This is a genomic window from Spirosoma pollinicola, assembly GCF_002831565.1.
Classification (GTDB): domain Bacteria; phylum Bacteroidota; class Bacteroidia; order Cytophagales; family Spirosomataceae; genus Spirosoma; species Spirosoma pollinicola.
In genome coordinates, this window is record NZ_CP025096.1 from 3,307,180 (window position 1) to 3,325,775 (window position 18,596).

At 48.8% G+C, this 18,596-nt stretch carries 13 protein-coding genes; 10 read left to right on the forward strand and 3 right to left on the reverse strand.

All coding sequences use genetic code 11. The features are described from left to right. Positions 1-174: 174 nt before the first annotated feature. The 7 genes from CWM47_RS13790 to CWM47_RS13825 all read left to right on the forward strand — a co-directional run bounded on the left by CWM47_RS13790 (position 175) and on the right by CWM47_RS13825 (position 7,399). Positions 175-1,047 carry a TraB/GumN family protein gene (locus CWM47_RS13790; protein ID WP_100988525.1) on the forward strand — a complete coding sequence of 291 codons (873 nt, stop codon included), beginning with the start codon at positions 175-177 and terminating at the stop codon, positions 1,045-1,047. A 215-nt stretch (positions 1,048-1,262) separates the two neighbouring features. Beyond that, entirely contained in the window at positions 1,263-2,504 is a 1,242-nt protein-coding gene (gene legP / locus CWM47_RS13795; RefSeq protein WP_100988526.1) for a Dot/Icm T4SS effector Zinc-dependent metalloprotease LegP, read from the forward strand. Positions 2,505-2,560: 56 nt separating this feature from the next. Continuing rightward, positions 2,561-3,544, forward strand: coding sequence for an MvdC/MvdD family ATP grasp protein (locus CWM47_RS13800; protein WP_100988527.1), 984 nt, complete (start codon positions 2,561-2,563; stop codon positions 3,542-3,544). Beyond that, complete coding sequence (locus CWM47_RS13805) at positions 3,525-3,866, forward strand: YbaY family lipoprotein (protein WP_100988528.1); 342 nt, start codon at positions 3,525-3,527, stop codon at positions 3,864-3,866. Before CWM47_RS13800 ends, CWM47_RS13805 begins: the two co-directional genes overlap by 20 nt. Positions 3,867-4,040: 174 nt before the next feature. Further along, entirely contained in the window at positions 4,041-5,042 is a 1,002-nt protein-coding gene (locus tag CWM47_RS13810) for a type I glyceraldehyde-3-phosphate dehydrogenase (RefSeq protein ID WP_100988529.1), read from the forward strand. Positions 5,043-5,704: 662 nt separating this feature from the next. Beyond that, positions 5,705-6,595, forward strand: coding sequence for an AraC family transcriptional regulator (locus tag CWM47_RS13820; RefSeq protein WP_100988531.1), 891 nt, complete (start codon positions 5,705-5,707; stop codon positions 6,593-6,595). Between the two features lie 66 nt (positions 6,596-6,661). Then, positions 6,662-7,399, forward strand: a complete 738-nt coding sequence (locus CWM47_RS13825; protein WP_100988532.1) for an SDR family oxidoreductase — start codon at positions 6,662-6,664, stop codon at positions 7,397-7,399. Between the two features lie 128 nt (positions 7,400-7,527). Here the strand turns inward: CWM47_RS13825 and CWM47_RS13830 are convergent, their stop codons facing one another. The 3 genes from CWM47_RS13830 to CWM47_RS13840 form a co-directional block, all read right to left on the reverse strand. Next, the gene (locus CWM47_RS13830) at positions 7,528-7,731 is read right to left on the reverse strand and encodes a hypothetical protein (protein ID WP_100988533.1); all 204 of its coding nucleotides are present in this window, start codon (positions 7,729-7,731) and stop codon (positions 7,528-7,530) included. Continuing rightward, complete coding sequence (locus CWM47_RS13835; RefSeq protein WP_100988534.1) at positions 7,715-8,944, reverse strand: PepSY-associated TM helix domain-containing protein; 1,230 nt, start codon at positions 8,942-8,944, stop codon at positions 7,715-7,717. Before CWM47_RS13835 ends, CWM47_RS13830 begins: the two co-directional genes overlap by 17 nt. 68 nt (positions 8,945-9,012) lie before the next feature. Beyond that, positions 9,013-11,442 carry a TonB-dependent receptor gene (locus CWM47_RS13840; protein ID WP_100988535.1) on the reverse strand — a complete coding sequence of 810 codons (2,430 nt, stop codon included), beginning with the start codon at positions 11,440-11,442 and terminating at the stop codon, positions 9,013-9,015. A 409-nt stretch (positions 11,443-11,851) separates the two neighbouring features. Between CWM47_RS13840 and CWM47_RS13845 the strand changes: the two genes are divergently transcribed. The 3 genes from CWM47_RS13845 to CWM47_RS13855 all read left to right on the forward strand — a co-directional run bounded on the left by CWM47_RS13845 (position 11,852) and on the right by CWM47_RS13855 (position 18,478). After that, positions 11,852-14,266 carry a T9SS type B sorting domain-containing protein gene (locus CWM47_RS13845; protein WP_100988536.1) on the forward strand — a complete coding sequence of 805 codons (2,415 nt, stop codon included), beginning with the start codon at positions 11,852-11,854 and terminating at the stop codon, positions 14,264-14,266. A gap of 114 nt (positions 14,267-14,380) precedes the next feature. Further along, a complete protein-coding gene (locus CWM47_RS13850) occupies positions 14,381-17,137 on the forward strand; it encodes a PQQ-dependent sugar dehydrogenase (RefSeq protein WP_100988537.1) in 2,757 nt (918 codons plus the stop codon). Positions 17,138-17,173: 36 nt separating this feature from the next. After that, positions 17,174-18,478 carry a PQQ-dependent sugar dehydrogenase gene (locus tag CWM47_RS13855; RefSeq protein WP_100988538.1) on the forward strand — a complete coding sequence of 435 codons (1,305 nt, stop codon included), beginning with the start codon at positions 17,174-17,176 and terminating at the stop codon, positions 18,476-18,478. Positions 18,479-18,596 lie beyond the last annotated feature (118 nt).

Consider the following 18,596-nt stretch of genomic DNA (forward strand, 5'->3'; position numbering starts at 1 on the left):
GGTTTATCTGATCCTGGACGTGAATTGTTAAGCGTGAGTTAGGGCGGTTTTCATATATATGTATAGAATAGAATAGTGCATATACCGTTCGCGAATACCTGCCTTTGGGACGACATTGGTACGCTGGATTCGGTAGCTTTGCCTTATTACATGGATTAAACACGAAAAGTTGATATGAAAAAATGGCTTGCCTATCCCTACGCAATTGCTGGTTTATTGCTGGGGTCACTGACCAGCACCGCACAGGCCCAGGACAACGCGTTGCTTTATGAAGTAACCGGACCCGGATTAACAAAACCGTCGTATCTCTACGGAACGTTTCACCTCGTTTGCCCCGCTGATCTGACCATCAGCGATGCCATAAAAAAAGCCATTGGCGATGCCAGTCAGGTGTATCTGGAACTTGACCTGGATGATCCGGCCATGATGGGTAGTATGCAAAAAGCTATGATGATGACCGGTGGAAAAACCGTAAAAGATCTGCTCTCAGCCGAGGACTATACCTTGCTGGATACCTACCTAAAGCAGAAAATGAATATGGGACTGGCACAGGTGGGTATGTTGAAACCCATTGGCCTGATGTCGCTGATGTACATGACGTTGATGCCCTGTCAGCCTGCTTCGTACGACATGACGTTTGCCGAAATGGCCGCTAAAGACAAAAAAGAAGTGCTCGGTCTGGAAACCGTCGAGGCACAGCTAGCGGCTCTGGACAAGATTCCGATGAAGGAGCAACTGAAGGGTTTGGTCGACATGGCGAAGATGCCCGACGAAGCCAAAAAAGAATTTGCCGACCTGTTGGCGGCTTACAAAGCCAATGATATGACCAAGCTGAATGCCCTGATGAAAACCAGTAAGTTTGGTGATATGGCTGAGTTTGAAGATAGTTTACTCGGCGAGCGCAATACCAACTGGATTCCGGTTATCGAGAAGGCGGCCAAAGAGAAGCCAACCTTTTTTGCCTTTGGGGCCGGCCATTTGGGCAACGATAAAGGCGTTGTGAATCTCCTCAGAAAGAAAGGCTACACGGTGAAAGCACTGCAGTAAGTAGCTACCGCCGTTGATTTAGGTTTTGGCAAAGAGGTAGGTGCCAGATAAAGATTACCGTTTAATAAAAGGAAAAGTTTTCACTCTCTCCTTTCGCGTAATATTATCTCAGCAAGCGCATAAGTGCTTAGTAGTCAATGTGATTTAAGGGCTGCTTAGCACAATCTATTGCTCAGGCTCATGCTTATTATCCATCTCCTAAATCGTTTATAACTATGAAAACGCAATCAACTCCTCCCAATGGCGAGCAACGGTCAGGCCCCATCGCAGGCACTGCTATAATTGATGGAGCAACCTTTTCAAACAAAGCAGTACAATACGCTGAGGTAGATGGGCTGGCCATTTTTGAGGGAGATATCATCCTCGGTACAATTGACCAGATACGTGGTCTGGCAGACCCTGGCCCGGTCCTGGAATCCATCGGCATTACCGGGCAGCAATTTCGTTGGCCCAATGCCACTATTCCATACGAAATTGCCGCTGGTATGCCCAACCAGCAACGGGTTACCGACGCTATTGCTCACTGGCAGGCAAATACCCGTATTCGATTTGTACTCCGAACCGCGGCCAATGCTGCTCAGTTTCCCGATTATGTACGGTATCAGTCTGGCGGGGGGTGCTCGTCGCAAATTGGACGCCGGGGCGGGATGCAGGTGATTACCTTGGGCGATGGGTGCGGCACCGGCAATGCGATCCACGAAACGGGGCACACCGTTGGTCTATGGCATGAGCAGAGCCGTGAAGATCGTAACCACTTTGTGCAAATTGTATGGGCGAATATTGACCCTGCTATGCAGCATAATTTTGATCAGCAGATTGCCGATGGGGACGATCTGGGAGCTTATGATTTCGGCTCGATCATGCACTATCCAGCCACCGCATTTTCAATTAACGGGCAGGCAACAATTATTCCGCTTGTCACGATTCCGCCGGGTGTTGTCATGGGCCAGCGGAATGGCCTGTCAGCTGGTGATATCAATGGGGTACATTTGATGTATCCACAGCCTATACTTACGATTAAAGAAGTCAGGAAAGATCCGATTGCCGATACTCCCCGCACAATTAAAGAAATCAGGAAAGATCCGATTGTTGACGTTTCGACCATCAAGGAAGTCCGCAAAGACCTGATACAGGACCCAATTACAATTAAGGAAGTGGGTCGCGATCCACTTCTTACTACGCTGGTCGAGCAGGTCACTCAACCCGGCACAACGGTTACATTGCCGGGCCAGTTCACAGGCATGGCAGGTAATTCGGCAGCTTCGCCATTTATACTGGCTGGTCCCAGCCGGGTCAACACCAATGATGCCCCGGCCAACATGGCTACACAACTGGCAGCTCAGGCCCAGGAATTGGCAGCTGCCATTGCGCAGATCGAAGAGCAGCATGCCCAACTGGTTTCCGCATACGATGCAACGGTTCAGGCTATTAGTCAGGCAGAATCTGGTACTATGTAAACCAAGTACACCGTACCTGATGGCCAGGCCCTTACGCCTAAAACCCTGCTTATTCGATGATTTTAGTCATATCTTATCCCGGTGAGGAACACACCGCCGATGTTGTTCAACGCCTTGAACAGCAGGGCTGTGAGTGCGTGTCTATTGATCTGTCCGACTTTCCGGCTAAAAAAGGAGTTGCCCTAACCTGGTCATCGGATCAGGACCCGGCTTACCTGATCGAAACCGCCACCGGGCCCGTTGACCTGAGCCGGATACAGGTTGCCTGGTGGCGCCGGGTCAGGCCCTTTGCGGTCGATGAGGCCGTTAATGCCACGATGCGTCCGTTTGTGCTGAGCGAAACTGGGCAGGCCGTTAATGGGATGATGGATGCAATGGACTGTCGCTGGGTAAACCCGCGTAGGGCTGATGATGCTGCCCATCACAAACCCTATCAGTGGTCTGTTGCCAGTCGGGTAGGGCTTAAACTGCCCCGCACATTGGTAACCAATCAGCCAGAAGCAGCTCAGGCGTTTATTGAGTCTATTGGTGTCGGGAAAACCATCTTCAAAGCATTCCTGGCCAGTTTTGAGGATTGGCGCGAAACAAGATTAATCGAAAAAGAGGATATGGACCGACTCGATCTGGTTCGCTTTGCTCCGGTTATTTTTCAGGAATACATTGAGGGGGTCGATCTGCGAATTACCATCATCGGCAATCAGGTTTTTGCGGCTGAAATTGACGCTCGCCATACATCGTACCCAGTCGATATGCGCATGGTTGTCGGTGAGTCGGTTGTTAAGCCAGTCGACTTGCCAATGAGGGTACGCCAGCAGTTACTGGCATTACAACGTACGCTTGGGATAGATTATGGAGCGATCGATATGCGTCGGACAGCGGCAGGCGACTACTATTTTCTGGAAGTTAACCCGGCAGGTCAATGGTTATTTGTGGAACAATACACCGGTTTGCCAATCAGTCAGGCTATGGCCGATTACCTGGTTGCTATTGATCGGTCTGTCGTGCCGAACCAACTCGTCCATGAGATCAGTCGCGGGTGATATTCTACTGCCGCCAACTAGTCCTGCAAGTACGGCGTCCTATGTGCTCATCGAGGTTCGGGATGTTTCTGAGGTAGACGCGCCGTCGGTAGTCGTTGCCCAACAACGACTTACGGGCATTTCTCTTCAGCCCGGTGGGCATATTCACTTTCACCTACAGGCACCGGAAGTGGCTCCAAACAGAAGCCTTGCTCTTAGGGTGCATATTAGTCTGGACGGAAGTGAGCCAGCCAAACCCGGCGATTTATTATCGACAAGCCGATATGCTGTCCCCAGCCTGGGTGAGCAGACGTCAATGACGGTATCGGTTGTTGTTATCTAACCCAACGATCTGGTTGGTCAACGATACAGCGGTAAACAAAACAGAGCTACCCACGGTTTTCATCATATAAACGAAGCCTTTACAGGATTGATGACTCGGCTCGTGTTCCTGCTGATAGTGACTCCGTTTAACCATCACCCGCAATTATATCAACCTCACTAACGATTCCTTCATATGGCAACAATTGCTCTGTATGGATTTGGCCGTATTGGGCGGCAGTTCCTTCGCATCGGATTAAAAAATAACCTGTTCGTTCCTACAGCCGTAGCCGACATTCGGGACGAGCCAACGTTGGCGGCTCTGTTTGCGGTCGATACAAACTACGGTCGATGGGATGAGCCGGTTACAGGCAGCGAAGGCAAACTAACAATTGGCGAACGGACAATTCCGTACATCAACTCGTCGAAAGAAGTACCTGATTGGGGGGCGCTTGGCGTTGATCTGGTCGTTGACTGTACAGGCCGGGCATCGACCCGTGCCGGGGCGCAGGTCCATCTTGACCGGGGGGCTAAATATGTGCTCATCAGTGCGCCCAGCAAATCGCTTGAGGATTGCGACGCCGTTCTGCTCAAAGGCATAAACCTGGACACCTTCGACCCTAACAGCCACCACATTATCAGTATGGGTAGCTGCACGACCAATGCGCTGGCCGCGGTCGTTAAAGTAATTCGGGAGAATTTTGGTATCCAGTATGGTCTTTTCTCGACGGTACATTCATACACCAACACACAGTCATTAACCGATCAGCCAATGAAGGATCGTCGGGATTCCTGGGCGGCTGCGGAGAACATCATTCCTTCTTCGTCGGGAGCAGCCCGGGCGTTGCAGTTCATCTGGAAAGACCTAAAAATTACGGGCAAAGCCTATCGCGTTCCTACCCGCACCGGCAGTATAGCCGAGCTGAACCTGATCACCGAGAAAGACTGTACCGTGCAGGAAGTCAATGATGCATTCCGCAAAGCAGCAGCTGAAGGGCCACTCAACGGTGTCATGGATGTGTTGGAAGACCAATGGGCTTCGTCGCGAATTGTAGCCGATCCGCATTCGTCCATCATTGATTTACCGCTTACAGCCAAGGAAGGCAACCTGTTATCTGTAGCGGCCTGGTACGATAACGAGTGGGGGTTTTCGAATCGGCTGGCCGAAGTTGCCGCGTTTTTAGCCGAACGAATCTGATTTGTAAATCAATAAGATCATTCGAACGCAGAATTGGTAATAAGTGCCTGAGGAGAAAAAATGGTCACAGAAACGGTCCGCCGTTGCGGCACAGAGATCACAGATGTTCAATTAGCTCATTATTAGATACTTAAACTGTTTAGAATTTTATTTCCGAACGAGTTTTTGTCATCCCGATGAAGGAGGAATCTTAATGCATCTTTACGTCCGAACATGGATACGTTAAGATTCTTTCTTCGTCAGAATGACAAAAACCACTTGCTGATGAAAGTGAGCATTTGTGCTGCTTCACTGGCTTTGGCCATTCCCTCTCTACCAGCTTGTATGGCGTGTACCGCAAAATCTACATTGGGAGCCATACCTGAGTCGGTAATTGCCGGCACTTTAGCCAGTTTAGCGATTACTTTATCCTCATCATCTTTGTGATCGCTCCTCCCACTTCGTCTCCCCCTTCCACAATGTCTTTTATGGTCTTTGTAATAGCTGTCTGTAGCTCGTCTATCTCTGATGATGCCTGTTTTGCTGGTCACCGAGCAGGTCTACCGCATCCGAAAGACTGGTTTTATAACTTTCGACATGAGGTGAACGAACAGAAGAAGACGGCCAACAGAATCCTTTTTTAAAAAACTGTATAGCTAAAAAGGTTTTCGTAATTTTAAGCGATGCTGGTACATAATGACAATCAACAGATACCGGTTTATCATCTGGAACCAGACGAAATAGCCGGAAACAGAAATTTTAGAGTGTATACCTTTGATGGCACTTTTCCCAACCAGTCCGAGCTTCTTGTACCGCACAGAAAAGATCATTACCTGATTGTATTCATCAGGCGAGCGGGCAGCCGTCAATGGATAGACATGACGCCCTATGTGCTGAAAGACAACACGGTTTACTTTACAGGCCCCAATCACATTATTGTAAAAGAAGAGTTTACCCAATTGTGGAGCACAGGAATTGCGTTTACAAACGAGTTCCTTTCCTTGCAGGAAAACGCTTCCCTCAGCAAGTTGCCGCTCATTCAAAATCCTCATAACGGTCATGAATTGCTGCTTACGGAGGCAGATGTAAATTTTGTGGAGGATATACTGGACAAGATCACAATTGAATACCAACATTCCAGTGAGTGGCAGCAACGCATGCTAACGGCCTATCTGACTGTTCTGCTTACGTATTTAAGCCGCCTGTATACAGAGCAGTTTACCGAGAACGATACATCTATCGATAAACTACTGCTTAAGGATTTCCAGGCAAAGATCGACGAGTGCTTCCGGGAACTGCACGAGGTAGGGGATTACGCGTCCCTGCTTCATATTTCTGCCGGACATCTAAGCGAGGTAGTGAAAACACAAAGCGGCAAACCGGCCATCAAGCATATTCATGATCGACTGGTGATGGAAGCCCGGCGTCTGCTTTTTCATACCCACCATTCGTTGAAGGAAATCGCCTTTGAACTTGGTTTTTCGGATGCTTCCTACTTCAGTCGGTTCGTCAAACGCGAAACCGGCGTAACCCCAGCCGAGTATCGGGCCAGCATCCGCGAAATGTACCAGTAATACCGCAGAATGTGTTCCAGTCGGGCGCCTAGCGTGTGGTACCTTTGTCCTGTTAACTAATCAACTATGAAAACAGTACTGATAACAGGAGCAAACAAAAGCATTGGCTTTGAAACAGCCCGGCAATTACTACAGCAAGGCTATTATGTATATCTGGGCAGCCGGGATATGCAGAAAGGGCAGCAGGCGGTTAGCTTGCTTCAGGCAGAGGGCTTAACTCAGGTGGAATCTATAGTGATTGACGTCGACAATCCAGACTCCATAAAAGCAGCCCGCGAAGTACTTGGGCAGAAAACCAGCGTGCTGGATGTACTGATCAATAATGCGGGTATTAGCGGTAGCCTGCCGCAAACGGCACTGGAAACGGAGATCGGCGCATTCAGACAGGTGTTAGAAACCAACTTTTTTGGCGTCATCGAAGTAACACAGGCGTTTATAGACCTGCTGAGGCAGTCGACGGAACCAAGAATCGTGAACGTTACCTCGGGACTGGGGTCGCTCACCCTGCACAGTGATCCTGCCTGGAAATATTTTGCTGTTAAACCAACAGCGTATGTTGCCTCAAAAGCGGCTCTCAATGCCTATACCATTGTACTGGCTCATAACCTCCAGGATACACCGTTTAAAGTAAATGCTGTCGATCCGGGTTATACCGCCACCGATTTTAATCATCATTCCGGACCAGGCACCGTACCCGATGCCGCTGCCAGAGTGGTGAAAGCTGCCACATTAGGCCCCGATGGGCCAACAGGTCAATTCTTTAGTGATGACAACGCGCCGGAAACAGGGATTAGCCCCTGGTAAACCGCCAGAACTACATTCGTTTGCTGGTATCAAAAATGCCGACGCGTGTGAGCGCGTCGGCATTTTTGATACTGGTCAATGAGAATTCAGAACGCAGAAGACTACGGAATCTGGATTCAATAGTCCGTTTATTTTCTGATTACCTTTTTCTTGCCAGCAGTAGGTTTCATAACAAACCGGGCAATGACGAGGAGGGGTATCGACAGGGTGAGCCAGGAAAAAAAGTCCAGCAGACCGTCACCAACCAGTGCCGACAGGAGCCCCCACAGACTGACAACGGCCAGTATCAGCGGTATTGTCCAGATATGCCAGAAATCAGGCTTTGTGTTCATCTTGTTTCAGTAAAGTAAGGGTCAGAATTTCATCGTCTTCTGCCTGCCGATTGAGCTGATCACTAGTAGACGAAGTTGATTTGCTTTTGCTCATTCGGTTCAAATGGGCTTTTGTCGCTTTATTCCGGGCAAACCACAGGTATAAACCACTGACGAGGACAACAATCGTTATAATATCGAAAAAGGCCCAGATGATTTTCAGGGGAAGTCCGCCGTAATCGCCAAAGTGCAGAGGCTGCGAAATGAAAACAGCATTGACATACCAGGGCATGCTTCTCATATCGGTTAGTTTACCCGTTTTGGCATCAATCAGGGCTGGTTTAGCCAGACGCTCCGTTAAGGGCGTGTTGCCTTTCATAAACACGGCGTAGTGATGCTGACTGGAATACAGCGTGCCCGGATAGGCCACAAACGAGGGTTCCATGTCGGGTGCGGCCTGTTTGGCTACGGTTAAAGCCTGATCGAGTGGGCTAAGCTTTCCCACCAATGGAGCGGCTCCTTTGTAAGGGGCGACCATCTCGGCCAGTTGACCCTGCTGCCAAACACCCTGCACCACTTCGGCAAGGGTGTTCAGGACACCCGTAAAACCAACCACCGTGGCCCACACGACCGTTACCACACCCAGCAGGTTATGTAAATCGAGCCACTTCAGTCGGGTTGACTTTTCGGTGCGGATCATACCAAAATCAAACCGACGCATGATCGGGCTGTACAGCATGAGTCCTGAACCAATGGCAACGACAAACAAGAGCCCCATCAGACCCAGAAACAGCTTCCCGCCCAGCCCCATAAACATATCGATGTGCAGTTGCAGCATAACATACATAAAGCCTTCCTGCAACTTGGGCTCTTCCAGCACATGGGCTGTACGGTTATCAAGAATCACCAGTTTGTAGTTGTCTGCCGGTGCCGTCAATGAATCGGACAGCGTAAACGTGGTGGTATTTGGCTCGTGTTCGTCCCAGTAAACAAAGCGAATGACATTGGCCGGGAACTGCTGGCGAACGGTTTGCACGAGTCTCTCCAGCGGTACCGTTGGCGTACCGGCGGGCATCGTGGGGGCTAATGGGGGTTTGCCTTCCAGTGCCTCAATCTCTTCAGTAAAGATGAGCGGCAAGCCCGTCAGGCAGAGCATAAGCAGAAACGCCGTGCAGATCAGACTTGTCCACTTATGGATTTGAAACCAGGTTTTGACTTGTTTGGCGGTGCTCATACTAAGAAGCAATAAGGAGTAGACTAACGTATAAAGCCCCCGGTTGGTGATAACCGGGGGCTATTTTTCTAGAATTTGTAAGCAATGCTACCCACGAAACTCCGCAGTTTCTGCGCATTCATGGTTGTATAGCCAATCCAGTAGTGTTGATTGGTTAGATTATCTACTTTGGCTGCCAGCCGGAATTTCCGACGGTCGTAAAAAGCCGATGCATTTAGGACAGTATAAGCAGGCAGCGTGAATTCGCCTAAACTAATGCTGTTCTGAATCTTGTTGTCGCTGGCGTAATTACCTCCAATACCAAACCCGAGACCTTTAATCAGATAATCGGGCAGTCGGTAGCTGAGCCACAGGTTTGCCCGTACAGGCGAGGAAGCGGTGGTTGGTCGGCGACCATTAACGTCTGCATCCGCATTAGTCAATTTAGAGTCGTTGTAGGAAAATCCAGCCACAACATTGAAACCGGTTAAGGGGTTGGCAATAACATCCAGTTCAACCCCACGACTTAGTTGCGTTCCATCCTGGGTTTGGGCAAAACGAGCAGCTGCCAGCGGATTCGGGTCGGTGCGAAGCAGATTTTTTACCTGAATGTCATAATAACTAACCGTCGTGGTTAACCGCCCACCGAAGGCATTGAGCTTGACACCGGCTTCAAACTGGTTGGCCTGCTCAAGTTTGGCGAATCGCTGCGTCAGGCTGTCGGTAGCCGTAACATCGTATGCATTGTAAATGCCCTTGTTATTGAAACTGTTCTGGTAGTTTGCAAAGAGCGACACCTTGTCTTTGATAGGCTGATAGACCAGACCCACTTTGGGCGAAAAGGCGGTTTGGTTGTAGCCAGCGACCTCAGCGCCAACAAGACCCCCTTTGTTATGAAAATCATCGACCCGTAAAGCGGCCAGTAGGCTTAACTGGTCGGTCAGGTTCAGGACATCGGAAACAAAAGCGCTGTAGGTATCCCGAATTCCGGTAAGGGGATACGTAAAATCAGGGGCTTTGCTAGCATATAAAGCCGTAAGAGCTGCCCCATTGAATTGGCTGTAGTCGTAGTCCGTTGTAAGAGGAACGGTGTCAAACGTACTGCCAAAAAATAGTTGTTTTGCGTTAACATGCAGGTAGTCAAGACCCACAACAAGGCGGTTGCGCAGGTTGCCTAGTCGAAAGTCGCCGTTGATCAACTGCTGAACTTCAACCACATCGTTGGTACTGTTACGAGTCGATTGGTCTGCGCGTACGAGCAGATTTGACCCCAGCGTCTTCCCATCCGGAATAATATAGAAGTAGGGGCCAATACCGTTTGAATAGCTACGACTCGAACTGATGTTGGTTGAGGAGGTGAACTTATCTGACAGGCGATAATTCACCTGACCAAACAGATTTGTGCTACGTGACTTCTGCGACAGGCCACTGCCCATATATGAGTTGCGGTAATCCACGTTCAACTGATCGGCACGAGTGGCCCCAAGTGTATAGCCCGGCACGTAGAAAAAGAAGTTCTGCTCTACTACGTTCTCTGTCCGGTAAATCTCGGCGTCGAGTAAAATTGATAAGCGTTCGGTAGGCTTAATTAACAGGCTGGGAGCCAGCGCAAAACTCTTGTTGAAGCCTTCGGTTTGAAACGTACCATCGTGATTGTAGGCTGAGTTGAGCCGTAAGAGTATGTTGCGACTTTTGTTCAGGGGCGCATTGACATCGACACTCACCCGCTGAAAATTGTAGTTTCCGCCCGACACAGCTACTTCTCCACCGAATGTTTCGTAGGGTTTCTTCGTCACCCGGTTAACCAACCCGCCATAGGAGGTGAGGGCACTGCCAAACAGGGTTGCCGAAGGCCCTTTGATCACCTCCAGTTTCTCCAGATTTACGGCATCAATAGTGCTCGTAACATTTCCCGCCAACCCATTTCGGAGCTGGCTCTGCACATAGAAACCACGGGTGTTGTAGTAAGCACCACCATCGCCGGAGCGACCCGTGGCATTCCACATTTTCTGAATACCGGGAGCATTCCGCATCGCATCATCGACCGTGAAAATGACTTGTTCGGTCAGTAACTCCTTGCCAATTGTGTTGTATACCTGTGGATTTTCCAGATTTTTCAAGGGCATCTTGGAGACATACTCACTGGATGAACGCGAAAACCGGTTCGTGCGGCTACCGTTGACGGTTACTTCATTTAACTGGGCTGCGTTCTCCTGTAGCGTAAAATCGACCGTTATTGATTGGGCATCGGTTACAGTAACTGTTTGTTCGGTTGTTTTCAGACCAATAGCCGATACCTGAACCAGATAGGTGCCTAATTTGATATGACTAATCATAAAGTCACCGGTGGCGTTGGTGATAGCTCCCTGACCTTTGCCTTTCAGGCTGACAGTCACGGCCTCTGCCGGATTTCCATCTGACGTTTGAACGTGCCCTCGGATGCTTGCTGTTTGTTGAGCCAATGCAGGAAGCGTGCCCAATAAAAATAAGAGACTAAGTAGAGTTTTAGTTGTATTCATTTACATTGTACTATTTAGATATATTCTAAAGAGATGCAAATGAACAACAGAATGTAATGAGATGAAAGTTATTTTTAATAATTCTAAATAAAATTACGTCTTACTACTATCTCATCCAGATCTATTCAATACGTATCGCCATTTGACTTTTATTTTTTACTTAAGCAGGTAATCAACTTGATTAAACACAAAGGCATAGAGATATAATAAGTAATTACGCACAACCAACCTGGATTTATATAAGATCAATTAAAATTCAGGTGTGAGGCCAGACTATATGTGTAAAAATAGATTGACATTAAAATATGCTATATATAAATGAAAAAATACAACCTGTTGATTGACTAAAGGGTCTATGAAGAAATGCTAATTCGATTGTATATTTTCGGTAAAATCGACTCAACGCTTCATGGACTACATCTACGCCAAACGGAAACGACTGATAACGAGTCGATCGTCAATACGGGTTTTACTATTTCTTTTGGCTTTTAGTTGTATAGGGGGTTCCGGCAATGCCCAATCGACAAATAACTATACAAACTGGTACTTTGGCGATGGGGCGGGGGTAACCTTTGGTAGTGGCACCGTGCAGGCACTGACAACGGGTAAACTCCATTCGAAGGAGGGATGTGCGTCGATTTCCGACGCGAATGGCCAGTTGCTTTTCTATACAGATGGGCAAACAATCTGGAATCGAAACCACGACGTTATGCCCGGTGCTACAGGTCTGGGCGGCAGTAACTCAAGTACACAATCGGCCCTGATAGTGCCGTATCAGAACAGTACAGCACAATTTTATGTGTTTTCAGTAGCTGCTGAAGCCGACCAGACAGGTGTTCAGTATGCTATTGTCAATATGACGCTGGATGATGGACGCGGTGGGTTAGAAATGAAAAATAAGCCCGTTGTGGCTCCGGCAACTGAAAAAATTACGGCCATTAATCATTGTAATAACCTCAATCACTGGATAATTACGCACGAGAGAGGCAATAACGTTTTCAGGGTCAACCTACTCAACGATAATGGCCTGATTCCAACGGCTACGATGTATCGCGTTGGAAGTACGCATTCGTCTGGTAAGGGTTATATGAAGCCATCGCACGATGGACGAAAGCTGGCCGTAGCGGTGTCGGGTGGCGAACAGGGTGGATTTTTGGAGGTGTTTGATTTTGATAACAAAACTGGAGCCATATCTAAGCCGGTAAAACTGGAGATTCCGGAAAGCAGGGGTGCTTATGGAGTTGAGTTTTCGCCCGATAATAAACTGCTTTATCTCTCAACAACGTCCAGTAAAACAATCTATCAGTTTACTGTAGATGGTCTGGCTATACAAACTGCGCTCTCAGTAAAATCCCAACAGGGCACCTCGTTAGGGGTAGGTGCCCTGCAACTTGGTCCCGATGGTAAATTATACGGGGCCATACCCGGCGAAGGTTACCTGCTGGCCATCAATCAACCCAATCAGGTTGGTGCCGGATGCGGGCTCGTGTCGAAGGCGATCTATCTGGGTGGCAGGATCGCCGAAGCAGGGTTACCTTTTGTGCTGGACGAGATTCCCTTATTACCACCGGGTCTTACCATTACACTCACAAAACAGGCCGGTTGTAATAAGTATGTTCTTGACTCGCAACCGGTGAATCTGGACCCTGCGTACCTGATTTATCAGTGGTATGTGAATGGTGTTGCCGTAGCGGGTGGGAATGGGCCGACCCTTCAACCCGCGAAATCGGGAACGTACACACTGAAAGTTCGGGAAACAAAGTGTCGGGATATTCAACAGTTTTCCAACGAGATGCCGGTTACCCTTGTGGAGGTAAACCCCACGGTTACCGCAACACCCGATTCCTGTGGTACGTTTCGACTGGCGGCTCATGCGAATGGAGGAAACATCGTCTGGAGAGGGCCGGGTATTAATCCAGCCAACAGCCATCTGGATTCGATGATTATTGCGGGAGTTAACGGCAACCGAACTTATCAGGTACGCGTTAGTGATCCTGGCGATTCAACCTGCTCGTTTCAAAAAGAGGTGTCTTTTGCGTTCACAGTGCCACCGGCTTTTCAACTCAACCCATCGAGCCGATCCAGTTGTGGCGACTCGCTTCTGATAACTGCAACGCCTACGCCCGACTGGAATACGTTCCAATGGCTATTGCCTGATGGAAGTAAGGTAACCGGTAAGAGTATTACCGCACGGCAAAGCGGTGTCTATAAACTTACGGCACAGAGTACAGCTTCTGGCTGTAGAAGCGAAACGAGTGTAACGGTAGCTCTGAATCCAATTCCCGTTTTGCAATTGGCTTTCCACCAAATAGATACCTGTTTTGCTAATGCGTCTATAGGCTATGTTGATCTGGATGCCGGAACCGTTATGAACGGGCGTTTCACCTGGACAAAAGAAGGGAGTGTAATTGGAACCAGTCAGCGGCAGGAGGTTCGTGAGTTTGGGATTTTTACCGTGTCAGTTCGCACACCGGCCGGCTGTTCGGCCAATGATTCGGTACGTGTCGTATCAACTTGTCCTCCACTACCACCCCTGATGAGCATACCTGATGCCTTTACGCCAAATGGAGATGGTATGAATGAAACACTGGTGATTTTCGCTTCAGGTATTGATCAGTTACGCTTGTTCATTTATAATCGCTGGGGTGAAGTTATCTATTCAGGAATGGAAGTCTCCCCAAAACCGTCGGGATGGAAAACCTGGGATGGAACCTATAATGACAAACCCGTTGAAGGTGGTATATACAATTACAGACTGGAAATGCAAAGCGTAGCCATACCGGTCCCGATGGTCAGGCGAGGTATTATTCAGGTGATTCGGTGATGCTTTTTTGGGGCTAACGATTAGACTGGAACGGCTAATTGCTTTGAGTAAGGTAGGGGCTTCGGCCACTAAAATGATCTCTTTACAGCAAGTGAATAAATCTCTCCCTTACTCATGATTCCTCTATTTAACCAGTTACCGTTCGGTGGCGCGTTGCTCGGATTGCTTGGCCTGCTGGGTAGTGGACTGGGTAATCAAGGTCAGCATTCGCCAACGCCAGCTACTGTGCAGGTTGATACGACCAACCGCCCAGCCGAGAACCGGTTTACGAAAACAGTACTGTCCAACGACCTCAACGAGCCTATGGAATTGGCCGTTGCGCCCGATGGGCGGGTATTTTTTGTGGAACGGGCGGGTAAATTTTATGTGTATGATCCGGTGCAGAAGAAAACCCGTCTGCTGTATGACTTCCCGGTGAAGGCCGTCGATAAATACCTGAATGGGTTGTTGGGTATGACTATCGATCCAAATTTCTCGAAGAATCATTACCTCTATTTTTTCTACACGATTCAGGATAAAGACGATACACGGCAACGTATAGCTCGTTTCGTAATTAATAATGACAACACGCTCGATCTAGCCAGCGAAAAGTCCATTATCGAGTTCCATATCGACCTGGAAGTGAGTGCGCATACGGGCGGTTCAATGACCTGGGATACACACGGTAACCTGTTCATTTCAACGGGAGATAACACCGTTCCCTTTGAGTCGAACGGGTTTGCACCCATCGACGAACGGGCTGGACGACACACCTTCGATGCACAACGGTCGGCAGGAAATCCAAATGATTTGCGGGGTAAAATTCTGCGTATTCACGTCGAGCCCGACGGCTCGTACACCATTCCGGATGGCAACCTGTTTCCAAAAGGAAACTCTGGCACACGACCCGAAATTTATGTGATGGGATGTCGGAATCCGTATCGCATTTCGGTCGATCCGGCAACGTCAATTGTGTATTGGGGTGAAATTGGGCCGGATTCCGGTACCGATGGGCCGCAGGGACCACGAGGCTACGATGAGTTTAACCAGGCAAAAAAAGCTGGAAACTACGGCTGGCCCTATTTCGTGGGTGATAGCAAAGCCTATCATCAATACGATTTTTCGACCAAAGCGGTGAGTTCGCTGTTTGATCCGGCTGCACCGGTTAATAATTCGCCAAATAATACAGGTGCCAAGCAACTGCCGCCAACAACCAAGGCAATGGTTTGGTACCCCTATAATAAGTCGGACGAATTCCCGGAATTGGGTGTTGGCGGCCGATGCGCAATGGGCGGTCCCGTTTACCATTATAATGCCGCGCTTCAATCCAAAACGAAAATTCCGGCTTATTACGACAAAGCCCTGTTTATGTATGACTGGATGCGCAACTGGGTCTTCGCCGTTCGGTTAGACGATCAGCAGAACTACCAGTCAATGGAGCGGTTTATGCCCGAAACCGGCGATTTTCGGCGTCCAGTCGATATGGAAATTGGGCCGGAAGGTTCATTCTACATGCTTGAGTATGGTTCTGTATACGGTATCGACAACGAAGATGCCCGGCTGGTTCGTATTGATTTCAACCCTGGAAACCGCACTCCAGTCGCTAAAATTACAGCGAAGGATACCATTGGTCTGGCTCCGTTAACGGTCGCTTTCGGCAATAAAAGTTACGATTACGATAAGTCGGATAAGTTAACCTACCAGTGGCGGTTTGAGGGAAATAAACTAGCATCGACCGAAGTGAAGCCTACCTATACATTTCGTAAAAACGGCATCTATACGGCTTCGCTGACCGTGACAGACCCATCGGGAAAGACCAGTACGTCGAAGCAAATGATTAAAGTTGGGAATACAATGCCCGAAGTCGCCATTTCCACGCCCGACAATAGTACGTTCTTCTTTCCCAACCAAACGCCGTTTCGGTATTCGGTAGCGGTGACGGATAAGGAGGATAAAGCCATCGACAGGAAAAAAGTGAACGTGGCCCTGACGTACATTCCTAAAGTAGCGGGCAATGATCAACAGATAGGTCACCAGCAAATTTCGGCATCCTATAATTTAGGTAAGTCGTTGATTGCCGGGAGTGATTGTAAGGCCTGTCACCAGATTGCTGCCAAATCCGTCGGTCCATCGTTTACGGAAGTGGCAAAAAAATACCATGATGACAAAACGGCAACGGCCAAACTCGCCAACAAAATAATCATTGGGGGTGGGGGCGTTTGGGGAGAACATGCCATGGCGGCACACCCGCAATTGTCGCGCGAAGAAACAACCGAAATGGTGAAGTACATTTTCTCCCTGGTCAACCAACCCACCGACAACCGGATTCCGCCAGAGGGCAATATCGTGTTGAAAGAACATGTCGGAAATGACGCGCCAAGCCGATATATCCTGACTGCATCCTACACCGATAAAGGCAGTATGGGTACACCACAGCCGAAATTGGCGTTGAGCAAAAGCGATGTACTGGTACTACGGCCCACAAAAGTGCCGGGCATCGAGGCCGACTCGTTACACAACATCTCGAAACAGGGCAAACGCCTGGGTAGCATTCATAATCAATCATTTTTCATGTTGAAAGGAATTGATTTGACCGGTATTGATCGGCTCACCTATCGCTATGCGTCGAAGGATCAGACTGCCACAATCAACGTACATACCGATTCGCCAACTGGTCCCGTTATCAGTACCGTTGTCTATACGGCGACAGGCGAATGGAAGAATTTTTCGGATGTGAGTGCCGCTATTAATAATCCGGGAGGTAAGCACGATTTATACTTCGTATTTGACAAAGCGGACGGCACTGGAAAAAATTTGTTTTCCCTCGATTACTTGTTGTTTCAAGGGAAAGAAATGGCTGTAAATCAAAGTAATAAACAATCCGGAAAGTAAAAGTAGGACGCATTTAAGAACGATTAACCCCAATCCATGAACAAATCTATTTTAGTAGTAACCTGCCTATTTGCTGCTACCAGCGTGTTTGGCCACTCAACAACTGTTCCGCCTGTCAAACCGAATCGGTCTGCAAAATCGGCTATCAACCCGGCAGACGTAAAACTGCCAACGGGTTTTGCCGCCACCATCGTCGCTGAGGACCTGGGGTCTGCCCGGCATATCGTCGTCAGCAAAACGGGCGACATTTATGTTAAACTTGCGAAGTTGAAAGACGGCAAAGGTATTTACCGCCTACGAGACACAAACAAGGATGGCGTTGTGGATGAGCGGGTTGGCTTCGGCGATTACCCCGGTACCGGAATTTTTATTCGGGATGGGTATATGTATACGTCATCCAATAACAGCATATACCGGTACAAACTGAATGAAAATCAGGAAGTCATCAACCCGGATCAGCCTGAAAAACTGGTGTCGGGTTTACGGGAGAAAGATCGTGACAAGTCGAAGTCGATCGCGGTCGACAATCAGGGAAATATTTATGTCAACATAGCGTCGGATAACGACGCCTGTCGGGTAGCTGGCACAGGTAAAGGGATGATGCCCTGCCCACTGCTGGATTCGGCAGCGGGCATCTGGCGGTTCAAAGCAAACGTGCTCGATCAACCGTTTGACAGTGGTGTTCGGTACGCTACCGGCCTGAAAAACGTGGTTGGACTGGATTGGAACGGCAAAACCAACTCTCTTTTCGTGGTGCAGCATGGCCGGGGGAAATTCGATGATTTCTATCCGCAGTATTATACGCCCAAGCAAAGCGCGGAGTTACCCGCCGAAACAATGTATGAAGTACATCAGGGCGATGACGCTGGCTGGCCGTACGTGTATTACGACCATATTCAGAAAAAGAAAATCCTGGCACCCGAATACGGTGGCGATGGCAAAAAAACGGGTACGGCTAAAACGATAAACCCGGTGGCGGCTTTCCCGGCGCACATGGGCCCCAACGGACTTTTGTTCTATACAGGAACCGCCTTTCCGGAACGGTATCGGAATGGGGCCTTTATCGCTTTCCATGCTCAGTCGCAGGAGTTGCACAAGGGCTTTCTGATTGGCTTTGTACCCTTCAAAAACGGTAAGGCATCGGGTCCCTGGGAAATCTTCGCCGACAATTTTGCCGGAACGGATTTGGTTAAACCAACAGGTCCGGTACAGCATCGCCCCTGCGGGTTGGCACAAGGTCCGGACGGGTCGTTGTACGTAACCGACGATTTGAACGGAACGCTGTTTAAGATCAGCTATCAGGCTACTGGCCGGAAAGCAACGGCTTCTTCAGGTAAATAATGTGAGTTATGGTTTATTCATATAAGCCACTGTAAGCCAAAGCTCAATTCAGGGTAAATAAGAAAATACAGTAACCACAGAGGCCACGGAGGATTGAGTTCTCCGTGGCCTCTGTGGT